Source organism: Pseudomonas putida, assembly GCF_001976065.1.
Taxonomy (GTDB): Bacteria; Pseudomonadota; Gammaproteobacteria; order Pseudomonadales; family Pseudomonadaceae; genus Aquipseudomonas; species Aquipseudomonas serbica.
In genome coordinates, this window is record NZ_MNAH01000001.1 from 1,339,911 (window position 1) to 1,356,470 (window position 16,560).

General features: G+C 61.7%; 11 protein-coding genes. 4 read left to right on the top strand and 7 right to left on the bottom strand.

All coding sequences use genetic code 11. The features are described from left to right. Positions 1-19 precede the first annotated feature (19 nt). The 6 genes from katG to lldD form a co-directional block, all read right to left on the bottom strand. Entirely contained in the window at positions 20-2,272 is a 2,253-nt protein-coding gene (gene katG / locus BKX96_RS06175) for a catalase/peroxidase HPI (protein WP_077183052.1), read from the bottom strand. A 2,207-nt stretch (positions 2,273-4,479) separates the two neighbouring features. Further along, complete coding sequence (locus tag BKX96_RS06180; RefSeq protein WP_077183053.1) at positions 4,480-8,586, bottom strand: bifunctional nitrate reductase/sulfite reductase flavoprotein subunit alpha; 4,107 nt, start codon at positions 8,584-8,586, stop codon at positions 4,480-4,482. A gap of 340 nt (positions 8,587-8,926) precedes the next feature. Further along, on the bottom strand, positions 8,927-10,633 hold the full coding sequence (locus BKX96_RS06185; protein WP_077183054.1) for an amidase: 1,707 nt from the start codon (positions 10,631-10,633) through the stop codon (positions 8,927-8,929). 83 nt (positions 10,634-10,716) lie between these two features. After that, positions 10,717-11,235 (bottom strand): HIT family protein, encoded by a 519-nt coding sequence (locus BKX96_RS06190; protein WP_046816412.1) that lies wholly within the window; start codon positions 11,233-11,235, stop codon positions 10,717-10,719. Between the two features lie 194 nt (positions 11,236-11,429). Then, positions 11,430-12,197, bottom strand: a complete 768-nt coding sequence (locus BKX96_RS06195; RefSeq protein ID WP_077183055.1) for a metallophosphoesterase — start codon at positions 12,195-12,197, stop codon at positions 11,430-11,432. Positions 12,198-12,223: 26 nt separating this feature from the next. After that, the gene (gene lldD, locus BKX96_RS06200; protein WP_077183056.1) at positions 12,224-13,369 is read right to left on the bottom strand and encodes an FMN-dependent L-lactate dehydrogenase LldD; all 1,146 of its coding nucleotides are present in this window, start codon (positions 13,367-13,369) and stop codon (positions 12,224-12,226) included. Between the two features lie 172 nt (positions 13,370-13,541). On the opposite strand from lldD, the gene BKX96_RS06205 reads away from it, so the two are divergent. Further along, positions 13,542-13,757 carry a hypothetical protein gene (locus BKX96_RS06205; protein WP_046816415.1) on the top strand — a complete coding sequence of 72 codons (216 nt, stop codon included), beginning with the start codon at positions 13,542-13,544 and terminating at the stop codon, positions 13,755-13,757. A gap of 10 nt (positions 13,758-13,767) precedes the next feature. Here the strand turns inward: BKX96_RS06205 and BKX96_RS06210 are convergent, their stop codons facing one another. Next, entirely contained in the window at positions 13,768-13,980 is a 213-nt protein-coding gene (locus BKX96_RS06210) for a DUF4287 domain-containing protein (RefSeq protein ID WP_046816416.1), read from the bottom strand. A gap of 907 nt (positions 13,981-14,887) precedes the next feature. On the opposite strand from BKX96_RS06210, the gene BKX96_RS06215 reads away from it, so the two are divergent. The 3 genes from BKX96_RS06215 (at position 14,888) to BKX96_RS06225 (ending at position 16,539) form a co-directional block, all read left to right on the top strand. Next, positions 14,888-15,196 carry a DUF6124 family protein gene (locus tag BKX96_RS06215; protein ID WP_077183057.1) on the top strand — a complete coding sequence of 103 codons (309 nt, stop codon included), beginning with the start codon at positions 14,888-14,890 and terminating at the stop codon, positions 15,194-15,196. A gap of 346 nt (positions 15,197-15,542) precedes the next feature. Then, positions 15,543-15,953 carry an NUDIX hydrolase gene (locus tag BKX96_RS06220; RefSeq protein ID WP_077183148.1) on the top strand — a complete coding sequence of 137 codons (411 nt, stop codon included), beginning with the start codon at positions 15,543-15,545 and terminating at the stop codon, positions 15,951-15,953. 19 nt (positions 15,954-15,972) lie between these two features. Next, on the top strand, positions 15,973-16,539 hold the full coding sequence (locus BKX96_RS06225; RefSeq protein WP_082240456.1) for a GNAT family N-acetyltransferase: 567 nt from the start codon (positions 15,973-15,975) through the stop codon (positions 16,537-16,539). The last annotated feature ends 21 nt before the right edge of the window (positions 16,540-16,560 follow it).

Consider the following 16,560-nt stretch of genomic DNA (forward strand, 5'->3'; position numbering starts at 1 on the left):
TTCACGCCGGGCGGTCAGCTCACCTCAGGTCGAAGCGGTCAAGGTTCATCACCTTGGTCCAGGCCGCCACGAAGTCCTTGATGAACTTTTCCTCGCCGTTACTGGCATAGAACTCCGACAACGCGCGCAACTGCGAGTTGGAGCCGAAGACCAGGTCGACCCGAGTGCCCGTCCACTTTTTCTGGCCGGTCTTGCGATCGCTCGCTTCAAACGCTTCCTGGGCGTCCGACACCGGTTTCCACTCCACGCCCATGTCCAGCAGGTTGGTGAAGAAATCGGTGGTCAGTGCTTCAGGCCGCGTGGTGAAGACCCCGTGGGAAGTTTGGCCGACGTTGGTCTTGAGCACGCGCAGGCCGCCAATCAGCACGGTCATTTCCGGTGCGGTCAGGGTCAGCAACTGCGCCTTGTCGATCAACAGCGACTCCGCCGATACGCTGTATTTACCCTTGAGGTAATTGCGGAAGCCATCGGCGATCGGTTCGAGAAAACCGAAAGACTCGACATCGGTCTGTTCCTGGGAAGCGTCCATGCGCCCCGGGGTGAACGGCACCGTGATCGTGTGCCCGGCATTTTTCGCGGCCTGTTCAACGCCTGCACAGCCGGCGAGGACGATCAGGTCGGCCAGGGAGATTTTCTTGCCGCCGGCGTTGAATTCCTGCTGGATACCCTCGAGTTTTGCCAGCACGATCGCCAGTTGGTCGGGCTGGTTGGCCTGCCAGAATTTCTGTGGGGCCAGGCGCAAACGCCCGCCGTTGGCGCCGCCGCGCTTATCCGAACCGCGGAAGGTGGACGCCGCCGCCCACGCTGTCGAAACCAGTTGCGAGACCGACAGGCCCGAAGCCAGCAGCTTGCTTTTCAGCGCTGCGACGTCACTGTCGTTGACCAGTGGGTGATCGACTGCGGGTATCGGGTCTTGCCACAGCAGTTCTTCATTGGGCATTTCCGGGCCGAGGTAGCGCGACAGCGGCCCCATGTCGCGGTGGATCAGCTTGTACCAGGCGCGGGCGAACGCGTCGGCCAATTGGTCGGGATTCTCCAGGAAGCGCCGGGAAATCGGTTCGTAGGTCGGGTCGAAGCGCAGCGCCAGGTCCGTGGTCAGCATGGTTGGATTGCGCCGTTTGGAGGGGTCGTGCGCGTCCGGAATGATCCCGGCACCGGCACCGTTTTTCGGGGTCCACTGGTGGGCGCCCGCCGGGCTCTTGGTCAGTTCCCATTCGAAGCCGAACACGTTCTCCAGGAAATTGTTGCTCCACTTCGTGGGTGTGGTGGTCCAGGTCACTTCCAGGCCGCTGGTAATGGTGTCCGGGCCTTTGCCGCTGCCGAACTTGTTCCTCCAGCCCAGGCCCTGTTCTTCAAGGCCGGCCGCTTCGGGCTCGGGACCGACGTTGTCGGCAGGGCCGGCGCCATGGGTCTTGCCGAACGCGTGGCCGCCGGCAATCAGTGCCACGGTTTCTTCGTCGTTCATGGCCATGCGGCCGAAGGTCTCGCGGATGTCCTTGCCGGCGGCTACCGGGTCCGGGTTACCTTCCGGGCCTTCCGGGTTCACATAGATCAGGCCCATTTGCACGGCCGCCAGAGGGTTTTCCAGATTGCGGCCTTGCTCCGTACGACTCTCCTCGTTTTTCCCCGGTTCGGCAACGAGCGGGCCGTCGCCGGGCTCCTGCACGGGTTTTTGCGCCTTGTCGTAGCGAACGTCACCGCCCAGCCATTTGTTTTCCGAGCCCCAGTACACATCTTCGTCCGGTTCCCAGACGTCAGGTCGGCCGCCGGAAAAACCGAAAGTCTTGAAGCCCATGGATTCCAGTGCGACGTTACCGGTCAGGACGATCAGGTCGGCCCAGGAAATGCTGTTGCCATACTTTTGCTTGATCGGCCACAGCAGGCGACGGGCCTTGTCCAGGCTGACGTTGTCCGGCCAACTGTTGAGCGGAGCGAAGCGCTGCTGGCCAGAGCCGGCGCCGCCTCGGCCATCGCCGGTCCGGTAGGTGCCGGCGGAGTGCCAGGCCATGCGGACGAACAGCGGGCCGTAGTGACCGAAGTCCGCCGGCCACCAGTCTTGCGAGTCGGTCATCAGGGCGGTGAGGTCACGCTTGAGCGCGGCGAAATCCAGGCTCTTGAACGCCTGGGCGTAGTTGAAGCCCTCGTCCGCGGGGGTAGACAGGGGCGAGTGCTGGTGCAGGATCTTCAGATTCAGCTGGTTCGGCCACCAATCGCGGTTCGTGGTGCCACCACCAGCGGCGTGATTGAACGGGCATTTCGTTTCAGTTCCCATCTGTGAGCTACCTTTGGTCGTGTTCATTCAGCCATCGTCCCGGTCAAGGTTCGATAGCGTTGAGTGAAATCAATGACTCAGGCTGTTGGCCCAGCAAGTCGATCAACTGATCATCGTGGCCAAACGGGCATCAGCGGCACTGGCAAGCGAATTGCCAACGCGATGTACCCAGGTGTGCCTAGTCGGTTACTGACTCCTGCTTTATCTTCTTATCAGGTCTCGACCGGCCAGACCGCACCGGCGTTAGATAAGGCTAGACCGCCCTTGGGCAGACGGCTAATAGCTGGAGTATTTGTAGTCCATAGGCGGAATCTTTCAAGGCGCCGGAAAATTACGCCTCGAAATGTTTGCTATGAAGGCGTCAGTGGCGTATCGCCAGCGAAGAGGCCCGAAAGACCAGCGCAATACTCAAGGCAGCCTTCGCCGGCAAGCCGGGCTCCTACAATGTTGTGTGTTGGCCATGAGTCCTTGGCTGTCCTCGGACCTGTAGGAGCTGGCTTGCCAGCGAAGAGGCCCGAAAGACCAGCGCAATACTCAAGGCCGCCTTCGCCGGCAAGCCGGGCTCCAACAATGTTTTGTGTTGGCCATGAGTCCGTGGTTTTCCACGGACCTGTAGGAGCTGGCTTGCCAGCGAAGAGGCCCGAAAGACCAGCGCAATACTCAAGGCCGCCTTCGCCGGCAAGCCGGGCTCCTACAATGTTTTGAGTTGGGCATGAATCCGTGGTTTTCCACGGACCTGTAGCGAAGAGGCCCGAAAAACCAGCGCAATACTCAAGGCCGCCTTCGCCGGCAAGCCGGGCTCCTACAATGTTTTGTGTTGGCCATGAGTCCTTGGCTGTCCTCGGACCTGTAGGAGCTGGCTTGCCAGCGAAGAGGCCCGAAAGAACAATGCAATACTCAAGGCCGCCTTCGCCGGCAAGCCGGGCTCCTACAATGTTTTGTGTTGGGCATGAATTCGTGGTTGTCTTCGGACCTGTAGGAGCTGGCTTGCCAGCGAAGAGGCCCGAAAGACCAGCGCAATACTCAAGGCAGCCTTCGCCGGCAAGCCGGGCTCCTACAATGTTGTGTGTTGGCCATGAATCCGTGGTTGTCTTCGGACCTGTAGGAGCTGGCTTGCCAGCGAAGAGGCCCGAAAAACCAGCGCAATACTCAAGGCCGCCTTCGCCGGCAAGCCGGGCTCCTACAATGTTTTGTGTTGGCCATGAGTCCGTGATTTTCCACGGACCTGTAGGAGCTGGCTTGCCAGCGAAGAGGCCCGAAAGACCAGCGCAATACTCAAGGCCGCCTTCGCCGGCAAGCCGGGCTCCTACAATGTTTTGTGTTGGCCATAAGTCCTTGGCTGCCCTCGGACCATGTAGGAGCTGGCTTGCCAGCGAAGAGGCCCGAAAAAACAATGCAATACCCAAGGCCGCCTTCGCCGGCAAGCCGGGCTCCTACAATGTTTTGTGTTGGCCATGAGTCCTTGGCTGTCCTCGGACCTGTAGGAGCTGGCTTGCCAGCGAAGAGGCCCGAAAAACCAGCGCAATACTCAAGGCCGCCTTCGCCGGCAAGCCGGGCTCCTACACTGTTTTGTGTTGGCCATGAGTCCTTGGCTGTCCTCGGACCTGTAGGAGCTGGCTTGCCAGCGAAGAGGCCCGAAAGAACAATGCAATACTCAAGGCCGCCTTCGCCGGCAAGCCGGGCTCCTACAATGTTTTGTGTTGGCCATGAATCCGTGGTTGTCTTCGGACCTGTAGGAGCTGGCTTGCCAGCGAAGAGGCCCACGAGACCAGCGCAATACTCAAGGCCGCCTTCGCCGGCAAGCCGGGCTCCTACAATGTTTTGTGTTGGGCATGAATCCGTGGTTGTCCTCGGACCTGTAGGAGCTGGCTTGCCAGCGAAGAGGCCCGAAAGACCAGCGCAGTACTCAAGGCCGCCTTCGCCGGCAAGCCGGGCTCCTACAATGTTTTGTGTTGGCCATGAATCCGTGGTTGTCTTCGGACTTGTAGGAGCTGGCTTGCCAGCGAAGAGGCCCACGAGACCAGCGCAATACTCAAGGCCGCCTTCGCCGGCAAGCCGGGCTCCTACAATGTTTTGTGTTGGCCATGAATCCGTGGCTTTCCACGGACCTGTAGGAGCTGGCTTGCCAGCGAAGAGGCCCACGAGACCAGCGCAATACTCACGGCCGTCTTCGCCAGCAAGCCGGGCTCCTACAATGTTCCAACCACTCAATAGACATCCCGCAAATACCGCTTGTGCTCACTCATCTGGCGCCAATAATCGGCAGCGCCTTGCGGGTCCAGGCCGCCATGGTGCTGCGCGACCTGGCGCAACGCCTGGTCGACGTCCCTGGCCATGCAGCTGGCATCGCCACAGATGTACAACCGGGCGCCGTCCTGCAGCCAGCGCCAGAGTTCGGCGCCTTGTTCGCGGATGCGGTCCTGTACGTAGATTTTCTCGGCCTGGTCACGGGAAAACGCCAGGCTCAGGTGCGTCAGCAGGCCATCGTGCTGCATGCCTTGCAGTTCATCGCGGTAATAGAAATCGCTGGCGGCGTGCTGTTCACCGAAGAACAGCCAGTTCCTGCCCTGATCGCCCCGCGCCCGGCGTTCCTGCAAGAAGGCGCGGAAGGGGGCAACGCCGGTGCCGGGGCCGATCATGATCATCGGTACATCACCATCGGTGGGCACGCGAAAGTGTTTCGACGGCTGGATGAAAACCGGTACCTCGGCGTCTTGCGCGCGGTCGGCGAGAAAGGTCGAGGACACGCCCTTGCGTTTGCCGTAGCGCACCGCCGCCACGGTGAGATGGACTTCCCGTGGATGCACCTTGGCGCTCGAAGCGATGGAGTACAGGCGCGGTTGCAGGCGCTTGAAGGTACCCAGCAGCTCGCTCGCCGAGCAGTCGAGCGGATACTCCTGCAGTACGTCTGCCAATTGACGTCCCCACAACCATTCTTTCAACTGAGCCTTGTGCCCATTGCCCAGCAGCTGTTTCAAGCCGGGGTTGGTGCTGCGCTCGGCGATGAAGGCCAGGGTGTCGCTGTTGGGCCGGGCAATTTCATAGTGTTCGGTGAGTGCCTGACGCAACGACACCTCGCCGCCTTTTTCGATGTTTACCGTCGCCTCGGCATTCAACCGGGTCAGGGCGAGTAACTCATCGACCAGTTCCGGACAATTGCGCGGATGCACGCCCAGGGCGTCCCCCGCCTCATAACCCAGCGCTGAATCCGCCAGGTCAAGGGAAAACATGCGGGTCTCCTTGTGCGGGCTCTGGCTGTTCAGGTGAAGATTGGCCAGCAACCGCGAGGCGTGGGGTTTGGCCTTGCCGGGTGTTTCGGCGGGGCTGGCGGCGCCGTGCGTCTGGACAACGACCGCAGGCTCGGGCTTGAGCGTCTTCTGCAGTTGCGCCAGCCATGTATCGGCGCGCTCTTCGAATTCGGTGTCGCAATCGACCCGTTCCAGCAGGCGAGTGGCGCCCAGTTCCTGCAGGCGTTGGTCGAGTTGCCTGCCGTGCCGGCAGAACTGGTCGTAGGCCGGGTCACCCAGGGCCAGCACGGCAAAGCGCAGCGATTCCAGGCGAGTCTGGGTGGTGCTGAGGGTGTGCCAGAACCCTTCGCCGTTGTCCGGCGGATCGCCATCGCCGAAGGTGCTGCTGATCAGGGCCAGGTTCTGCGTGCTGGCCAGCTTGCTGGCGGGAAAGTCGGCCATAGCGCTCAGCTCCACGGCGAAACCGCCGTCGCGCAGGCGCGCGGCCAGACGCTCGGCCAGGGTTTCGGCATTGCCGGTTTGCGAGGCCCAGAGCAATGTCACGGCGGGCGCGTCGTCGGTGATGATGGGTGCCGGAGTTTCAGCCTGGTTGCCCAGTTGTGCGATACCCCCATCGACCCGGCTGAACAACCCGCCCAGGAGCCCGTCCAGCCACAGGCGAGTCTCGGTAGCCAGAGGCGCGCTGGGCGGCAGCACCGGCACACCAGCCGCCTGGCGTCCGGCGGTCGATTGCAAGCCACTGAGAAAACCGGCGAGGTAGGTGCGCTCGCTGTCGTTCAGTTGCGGGGAGGGCAGGCGACGGATGCCCGCCAGATCAGCGAAGGTCTCGATGCTCGACATGGCGAGTTCCTCTGGCACGGGGGAGGGGGCGATGGCAGCAGGCGTTGGGGTTTGCAGGAACTGATGGTCAATCAGTTCGACGCGTTGCAGGGCGACCGCACAGAACTTGAACTCAGGCTGCTGCGATATCGGGTCGACGGCATCGTTGGTCACGGCATTGATCGCCAGGTGCTCGCCAAACACATCGTTCCAGTGAAAAGGCGCAAAACAATTACCCTGGCGCACCCGGTCGGTCACCACCGCCGGCAACACGGCCCGACCCCGCACGGAGCGAACTTCGACCGGGTCCCTGTCCTTGATGCCCAACGCGCTGGCATCCTCGGGATGGATCTCGACGAAGGGCCCCGGATTGAGCTTGTTCAGGGTCGCCACCTTGCCGGTCTTGGTCAGGGTGTGCCACTGGTGCTGCAAGCGCCCGGTGTTGAGCACGAAGGGAAAGGCTTCATCCGGCATTTCCGCCGGCATCATGTGCGGCCGGGCGAGGAAGAAGCCTTTGCCGCGCTCGGTGGCAAACACGATCGCCGGCTGGCTGCCATCGGCTTCGACCTTGAGCGTCTGGCTCACGCCGTCGTTGAGGTAGCGAATCGGATTGCGCGGCGCGGCGGCCTCGGACGCGCACGGCCATTGCAGCGGTTGGTCGCGCAGGCGCGGGTAGCTGGCGCCGCGAATGTCGTAGCCGGTCCTGGGGTTCCAGGCGCGCTTGATCTCTTCGAACACCTCCTCGGCAGTGCTGTATGAGAACCCGTCGGCGAAGCCCATCTCGCAGGCCACGCGGGCGATGATCTGCCAGTCGGGCAGCGTCTCGCCCGGGGGCTCCACGGCTTTTTGCATCAGCGTCAGGTTGCGCTCGGAGTTGATCATCACGCCCTCGGCCTCGGCCCAGAGCGCGCCGGGCAGGAGGATATCGGCGTAGCGGTTGGTCTCGGTGTCGAGGTAGGCGTCCTGGGTGATCACCAATTGCGCCGCCTGCAGGCCGTCGATGACCTTCTGGCGGTTGGGGCCGGAGGCTACCGGGTTGGTGCAGATGATCCAGCAGGCCTTGATCTTGCCTGCGCTCATGTCTTCGAACAGGGCCACGGTGCCGCCGCCAGCGGCGCGCGGCAGGCTGTCGCGGGGGATGCGCCAGAGATCCTCGATGAACGCCCGGTCCGCCTCGACCAGCGCCGAACGCTGGCCGGGCAGGCCTGGTCCCATGTAGCCCATCTCGCGACCGCCCATGGCGTTCGGTTGCCCGGTCAGGGAAAACGGCCCGCTGCCTGGCCGGCAGATCGCGCCGGTGGCCAGGTGCAGGTTGCACAGGGCATTGGTGTTCCAGGTGCCGTGGGTACTCTGGTTCAGGCCCATGGTCCAGCAGCTCATCCACTCGGCGGCCTCGCCTATCCATTGCGCGGCCTGACGAATGTCCGCCTCGGGCAGGCCGGTGATGTGCGCGACCCTGGCTGGTGGATAGTCCTCGAGGAATTCGGGCATGGCGTCCCAGCCTTCGGTGAACGCCGCAATGAAGCCGGGATCGGTATGGCCGTTTTTCACCAGCAGGTGCAGCAAGCCATTGAGCAATGCCAGGTCGGTCCCAGGCAGGATCGGCAGGAACAGGTCGGCTTTGTCTGCGGTGGCGCTGCGCCGTGGGTCGACCACGATCAGCTTCGCTCCAGCCTTGACCCGATCCATCATGCGCAGGAACAGGATCGGGTGACAGTCGGCCATGTTGGCGCCGATGACGAAAAACAGGTCCGCACGATCGAAGTCCTGATACGAGCCCGGAGGTCCGTCGGAACCGAGGGAGAGCTTGTAGCCGCTGCCGGCGCTGGCCATGCACAGGCGGGAATTGGATTCTATGTTGTTGGTGCCGACGAAACCCTTGGCCAGCTTGTTGATCAGGTATTGGGCTTCCAGCGACATTTGCCCCGACACGTAGAACGACAATGCATCGGGGCCGTGGCGATCGAGTGTGTCGCGCAACCGGCTGGCCGTCTCGCTGATGGCCTTGTCCATGGCAATGCGCACCGGATCTCGCTGGCGTTCCTGGCGCAGGTAGGCATGTTCCATCCGCCCCGACTCGGCGATGGCCTGGCCACAGGTGGTGCCTTTGGTGCAGAGCCTGCCGGCGTTGGTCGGGTGGGCCTTGTCGCCGCTGACCTTGACGACCCGGTTGTTTTCCACCTGCATGACGATGCCGCAGCCCACACCACAATAGGGACATACACTGCGTACGGTTTTGCTTGCCATCCTCGCCCCTCGAATTTCTTGCCGGCCATTGCCGATGCCGGAAACAAAAAAGGCGCCATGCGGCCCACCGTCAGGAAAACGGGGGACACACGGCGCCTTTGTCGTATGCATGCAATCAGCGTTGACTGCAGGGTTGAGGTGTACCTAGCAAGTCACGCGCCAGAAATGCCTTTCAGGCCGTGATCGTTGCCGATACGTGGGCGGGCAAGGGGAGATCGTCGAGCGTCGGTGCAAATCAACGATGCATCCTGCACTTTTATAAAGCGCCACCCGCACCCGGATGCACCAGTGAGTGGCGGGGGCGGGACCGACGCCGTTAGCGCCGGTCCCGTCCGCTCTGTCACTTGCCCAGCGCCGGGGTGCGCGGCGGGATCAAGCGCTTCGAACCTGTGGCCTCGAACGCCGAAGCCAGGCGCAGCAGGCTCGAGTCGTCGTAGGCGCGACCGGCAAAGGTCAGCCCCACGGGCATGCCGATGTCCGGCATGACGCCCATTGGTACGGTGACCGTCGGAACCCCCAGATGGCGTATCGCGAGGTTGCCGTTGGCCACCCAGACGCCGTTGCTCCAGGCGATGTCCGCCGCTGCCGGGTCGACGTCGGCATTGGCCGGGCCGACGTCTGCGACGGTCGGGAAGAGCACCGCATCGAGGCCCAACCGATCCATCCACTGCTCAAGATCGATCTTGCGCGTCTGTTCAAGGCCGCGCAGGCCGTCCGGCACTGTTGGGATCTGGTCCCACGGCGTGATGCCACGCTCGGCCATGCGCACGTACTCGTCCATGCCGGCGGTAAGGTCGCCTTCGCGGTTGGGTAGGGTGCCCGGGTCATGGGGGAAAATCAGCGGCCCGTCGACATCCACCAGGCGGTTCAATTGCGGATCGCCGTTGGCCTGGAGGAAATCGTCGAACGCCCAGGCCGTCAGGTCCCACAATTCGTGATGGAGAAATTCCTTGGACACGATTCCGCGATTGAACACCGTCGGCGCCCCGGGACGATCGCCCTCGCAGTTGGAGACCAGGGGGAAATCCACTTCGACGACTTCGGCGCCAGCGGCTTGCAAGGCCTGGCGTGCCTGTTCCCACAGACCGATCACCGAAGGCCGGGTGTGGATGCGCTGCCCTGTCGGGCCGCCGATGCCAGGGGCCTCGCTGGTGCCGGCTTCAGGGTCGGCATTGATGTACATGCGCGGCACGCCCAGGCGTTTGCCAGCCAATGCCGCGGGGTTGGCGGCCAGGTCCTGGTAAGACGCGGGGCGCACCGAGGCGACTGATGGAATCGGTACCCAGGGTTGCAGGCGCCACAGGTCGCCGCGGGTGTCGGGGTCTTCGGCGACCACCACGTCGAGCACTTCGAGCAGGTCGGCCATGGTTCTGGCAAATGGCACGACCACGTCCATGGTCGGCGTCAGCGGCCAGTTACCGCGCACCGAGATCACCCCGCGCGAAGGCGTGTAGGCACACAAGCCATTGTTGGAGGCCGGGCCACGACCGCTCGACCAGGTTTCTTCCGCCAGGCCGAAGGCGGCAAAGCTGGCGGCGGTGGCCGTCCCGGCACCGTTAGACGAGCCCGAGGCGAAGGGGGCGGTGAGATAGTCGGCGTTGTACGGGCTTTCTGCGCGACCGTAGACGCCACGCTGCATGCCGCCGTTGGCCATCGGCGGCATATTGGTCTTGCCCAGGCAGATGGCGCCGGCGGCGCGCAGCCGTTCGATGGTAAAGGCATCGCGATAGGCGACCAGGTCCTTGAAGGCCGGACTGCCGGAGGCGGCGGTGAGCCCCTTGACCAGATAACTGTCCTTGGCCGTATAGGGAATGCCATCGAGCGGGCCCAGGGCCAGGCCCTTGGCGCGACGGGTATCACTGGCCTGTGCCTCTTGCAACGCATCGGGGTTGCGTACCACTACCGCGTTGAGCGCGGTGGGCGTCTGGGGCGTGTCGTAGGCATCGATCCTGGCGAGATAGGCCTGGACCAGCTCGACGGCGGTTGTCTGGCCGGATTCGAGCGCAGCGCGCAGTTGGGCAATGGAAACTTCGGTGACTTCGATCATGCGGTGACTGCCGACAGTGGGTGAGGGATGCGCTGGTGAGGCATCCGGGTACGCCCGTCATGTTAGCACCGCGTTCGCCGATGTCAGCTGCCGGCTTGAACGAGCAGGCGTTGGCTCGCCGGGCTGAAGCAGGTGCGCAAGCGCTCGATGACCTGGTCGATCGAAGGGCCCTCGATGGCCGGTGGTTGCGGGCTCTCGCCGAATTCGCGCCAGATGAACAGGGTCATTTCCGCGCCGTCGGTCAAGGTGTGCGCGCTGGCGCTGTCGCCGAAGTTTTCCAGCAGGCGGTAGCGCTCATCCTGCCAGAACAGGTCTTCGACCCAGGGGTACACCGGGATGTAGTGGAAATGGATGGGGAAACGCGGATCATGGCCGAACCGGCTGATGTAGAGCCACTTGGGCTGCAGCTCCGCTTGCAGTGTTTTCTGGACCTTGGCGAGCAGAACGCCCATCTCGGCCAGGGCCTGCTCGGGGAGGTCGGACAGTGAATTGACGTTGTACCGGGTGCCCAGGACCAGATAGCCGGGGAGCGCCGAAGACATATGGTGGTTGAGGATCCAGTGGGCGGTTTCATGGATGATGAAACGGGGTGCGATGTCCATGGGTCAATGTCCGTCGGCGAAACTGCCAATAGGGGCGGGTGGGTTGGCCTCGACTGATTCTAAATCCAGCAATGCTCCGTGCGATACGCTTTTTGCGCCGGGGCCATGGGCGCGGGCAATGTAGGGGCAAATCCTGCCGCCGACCACCAGACCTGGGTGTAGCAGGGTAACGCTTTGGTATGAAAGCTGGGGGTTCAGAGGTTCAGATCAATCACATGGGCGGCCTCGAACTGAGCGTTTTCATTGATGCCATTTTTGGCATAGCCCCGGGCGTTGCAAATGACCCGGGTGTTGCCGATCCGGTAGTCGAAGCTGCCGTGGGTATGGCCATGCAGCCAGAGTGCGGGCTGCCACTGCTTGATCCGCGCTTCGAGGTCTGACACGAAACTCGCGTTGATCGGCGAATCGGCGAACGCCGGGCTGATGCTCGAGCGGGTCGGTGCGAAATGCGAGATCACCACCGTGGGAATGCTGCGGTCGGCGGCAAAACACTCTTCGAGCCAGGCGACTGTCTGCAGGAAAATCAGCTGGGAAATGGCCGGGGTAAACAGGTCTGGAAAATCAGGCGCAACCTTGATGCGGCTGAAGTCGCGCATGAGTCTGGTGGCCATGTCGATACCCTGCGCCCGATCTTCTTCTCGATCAAACAGGCGGTAGTCGGACCACAGCGTACAGCCGAGGAACCGTACCCCGTCGTGAATGTGCGCCGTGCGTTCGAGCACGTGGATCGATGTGCCTTGGGACAAGCTGTGCAACTGCTCGTAGGTCGAGATCAGGTCGCTGCCGTAGAATTCGTGGTTGCCGGCCACGTACAGCACCGGTGTCGGGCATGCCCTGGCCCACTCGATGGCCGCGGCCGGCCGGGAGATGTCTCCGGCCAGGACCACGATGTCGGCTTCAACCGCCGGGAACGGCAGGGCCTCGACGGACAGATGGATATCGGAAAGCAGGGCGATGCGCATGGGGCGGTTCCTGGCCGTGAGTGTCTTTACTTGAGGGGATGACGTACCAGAATGGATTCGTCGATCTGGTCGATGGAGGTGACCCCCGTCAAGGTCATGGCCACGCGCATTTCCTTGGCGAAGATATCCAGCATGTTTTCCACCCCGCGTTGACCGTCAGCCGCCAGGGCATAGGCCATGGAGCGTCCCAGCAGTACCCCTTTGGCCCCCAGTGCCAACATGCGCACCACATCCAGCCCCGAGCGGATCCCCGAATCGACCAGCACCTTGAGGTCATTGCCGACCGCTTGCATGATCGGCGGCAGCGCTTGGGCCGTGGAGAGCACGCCATCCAGCTGCCGCCCGCCGTGGTTGGAGACAATAATGCCGTCCGCGCCAAAACTGATCGCATCCCTGGCGTCCTCGGGGTCGAGAATCCCCTTGATGATCATCGGGCCCTTCCAGAAGTCGCGAATCCACTCCAGGTCGCTCCAGCTGATCGACGGGTCGAAGTTGTTGGCCAGCCAGCCGATGTAATCTTCGAGGGTCACGGCCTTGCCCAGATACTTCGAGACATTGCCCAGGTCATGGGGGCGACCCATCAGGCCGACGTTGAAGGCCCAGTCGGGCCGGGTGATGGCCTGCAACATACGCCGCGACGATGCATAGGGACCGGACATGCCCGAATGGGTATCGCGATAGCGCGCGCCGGGCGTCGGCATATCGACCGTGAACACCAGGTTCTGCACGCCGGCAGCCTTGGCGCGCTCCAGCGCGTTTCTCATGAAGCCCCGGTCCTTGAGCACATACAGCTGAAACCAGATGGGCTGTCGGGTATTGGCGCGGACTTCTTCGATCGAGCACACCGACACGGTGGACAGGCACAGCGGGATGCCCTTGTTTTCGGCCGCCTTGACCGCCTGCACCTCGCCACGGCGGGCGAACATGCCGGTCAGGCCGACCGGCGCCAACACGATGGGCATGGACAGTCGCTGATCGAACAGGGTGGTCTCCAGGCTCAACGCTTCGACGTTCTTGAGGATGCGCTGGCGCAGGCTGACGTCCGCCAGATCGGCGCTGTTGGCCCTCAGCGTATGCTCGGCATAGGCTCCGCCATCGATGTAGTCGAACAAAAAACGCGGGAGCTTGCGACGGGCTGCTTCGCGATAGTCGGATGCGGACGAAATGATCATATTGCCAATGCCTTGAGCTGATGGGGGACGGTCATGCCTGTCGAGCCTGAGGGCAGATTAGCCCATGCCATCGCAACCCTGTTGAAAAGCCGTGCAAACCTTTGGTGGCTGCAACATGGACGAAACATAACGCGCCTATGATCCGCCTCAACCAAAACCGAGGGAGCGACCCATGAACCGGCCATCAAGAAGCATCCGCAAACTGCTCGACTCCGTGGCCTCCAACAACGAGGGCGCGGCGCTTGATGTGATGCGCGCCGCTGAACAGCTCAAGGACGAGGTGCTGCGCCAGCGCCTGCTCAACCTGATCCATCGGCTCAACCAGGACGCCATCGATTTGCGCATCGCCCGTGACGAGATCCAGGGTGGCGCTATCAAGCTTGCGTGACGAGCTTGCTTCAACCTGCGTGGGCCAGGTAGTAGGCGACCAGAGCATTGGCATGGCCATGACCGAGGCCGTGCTCGGTCTTGAGCCAGGCGACCATTTCCATGTGCTTCTTGTTGTTGAGGGTCTTGAGCAGGTCAAGCCAGTGGCTGACCGGCTGCCCGTACTTTTTTTCGATTGAAGGAAAGTACGAGGCGGGTCCTTTGGTTTTGGTATCTTCAGTCACGTTGCAAACTCCCTTTTTTGCCGGGTGATCTGGAGAGCCGGGAAATGTTCCCGACGCAGCATCGGTAACGTTTCTTTTTAGCCTGCACTGAATCCGCCGTCCACTACTGGTATCGCATCGCTGCGATGGCGGCCTAACAGGCGACCCATCTCCCACGGCCATACCCGATCAATTGTGGGAGCGAGCCTGCTCGCGAAGGCGGCCTGACAGCCGACCTGTTATTTGTTGACCGGGTACATATCCATTCCTTTGGTAACGGCCACCTAGGGTTCCGCTCTTACAGCGGGTTACTTGGAAAAGCGCCAAGTAACCAAGCGCTCTTGCCCCTGGCGTTCGGTGCCTCGCCTAGGCTCGGCATGCCCTCGCTCCGGTCCTGCTCCGTGGGCCCACTGCGCAGAACCTCCACTCGGCCTCTCGATGGGGCAAGAAAAGCCAAAGCCAAAGCGAGGCGGCCTACGAGCCGACCGGATTTCAGGCGAACGCATTCCCCTGTAGGAGCTGGCTTGCCAGCGAAGGCGGCCTGACACTCGACCAATCTCTCACGCTTGTACCCGACCCAGGCAACATCTGTAGGAAAAATACGAGGCTACATTGCCTTGCGCCGTTGCCTACAACTACGCCAGAATCCGCCGGCTTGTGCGCCTTGTACCTTGTCTTTATCGTTTTCGGGTCGCTGCCAATCAGTGACCGGATTTAGCGATCCGACAAGGTATAAGCGCAATAAGACACTTGTCTTAATCGCATGCGTTTTTATGCATGCGATTTTCGATATGGTGGCTGTGCACGGGAGACTCTCGGGTCTGCCGGGTCTTATACCTCTCGGTTCGCTAACCTGCGCACAGCTGCCACCCTTACTTGTTTAGCGACAGGTTGCGGTGGCTTCACAAGGTATAAACGGAGTTTCACCATGCCCAAACCCACCCCCAATCCCCCCGAATCCGCAACTTCCCGCGAGCTTCACCTCAAACCCGCCATCCTGAAATCCTCCGCCCCTCACAACCCCAGTACGATGTTCCTCATCGGCCCAAACATCGACACCGAAACACTCCTGGCCCACACCTGTGAATCCCTGGCATCCGCCAGCGTCATGGCCACCGATTTCGCGACATTCGTGGATGGACCACAGCGCAGCATGTTGCTGGGCATCCAACAGGTGATCATGCTCGCCGACCTCGCGGTAAATCGCGCGCTGGATAACCTCGATCCGCAGCGATAACCCCGTCACCTGTAGGGTACGGCTTCCGGTAAGGCCGGCCGGTAGGCCGCCTCGCTTTGGCTTTTGATATGGCTTTTGATTTGGCTTTTGATTTGGCTTTTGATTTTTCTTGCCCCATCGAGAGGCCGAGCCACAGCGAGGCACCGAACGCCAGGGGCAAGAGCGTTTGGTTACTTTGCGCTTTTCAAAGTGACCCGCTGTAAGAGCGGAACCCTAAGTGGCCGTTACCGCAGGAATGGATATGTACTCCGTCCGCTGTCACGCCGCCATCGCCAGCAAGCCGGCTCCTACAAATATGGGTCAAAGACCGTATGATGTTAGCTTCATCGTCGATAAGGAGATCGCCATGTCGCCGAACAAGGCGTGCCCCGTCATTCTCTCCAGCATTGCTGACCCGCGCATCCTTCTGTTCCGCCATCCCCTGGCAGGCGTGCAACTGGTCAAAGGCACAATCGAGCCAGGAGAAACACCCGCAGAAGCCGCTCTTCGTGAATTGAGCGAGGAGTCTGGAATAGACGACGCCTCGGTTGTCAGTGATCTGGGTTGCTGGAACGCCGAACATCTCGAGCAGGTATGGTCGTTTCAACTGTGCCACGCGCAGGCGCCGCTGCCGGAACAATGGACCTACCAAACACTCGATGACCATGGCCACGCCTTCAGCTTTTTCTGGGCCCCGCTTGATAAGTTGCCGATTGCCGATTGTCATCCGGTCTTCCGCCGGGCACTACGGCACCTGACAGCCACGCTTTCGGCCTGAAACACAGGAGTGTTGATGAATGAAGACATTCAAGATTCGCGAGCTGAAAAGCAACGACACCGAAGCGTTGCTCGCATTCGAAGTCCGCAACCGTGAATGGTTCGAATCCCATATCGATGCCCGCGATTCTTCTTTTTACTCATTGCAGGGCGTCGCCGAGCATATCCAAGGCTATCTATCCGGTTTCGCCGTCGGCGCCTGGCATCCGTTGGTAATCGAAGACGCCAGTGAAAGGATTGTCGGTCGAGCCAACCTCAAGAGCATCGACCCGGCGAAGGGTTGCGCCGAAGTTGGCTATCGGATCGATCGCGACGCTTGCGGCCGGGGCCTGGCGACACAGGCGCTCAGGCATCTGATCGAGCAGGCGCAGCACCGTTGGCAACTGACGCAACTGGTGGCTTACGTATTCAAGGAAAACGTGGGGTCGAGAAAAGTACTGGAGCGCTGCGGATTCGTTTGTGAACGATCCCCCGGTAACGAAGAAGCCGAATGCAGATTTGTCCTTGCAGTTACTCCAGGCACTGAATGCACGGTGATCGCCCAGGTGATAAACCCTGCAATGGCCGTCGTACAGGTCAAGACATGAGTGCAGATATCTTCATTCAAA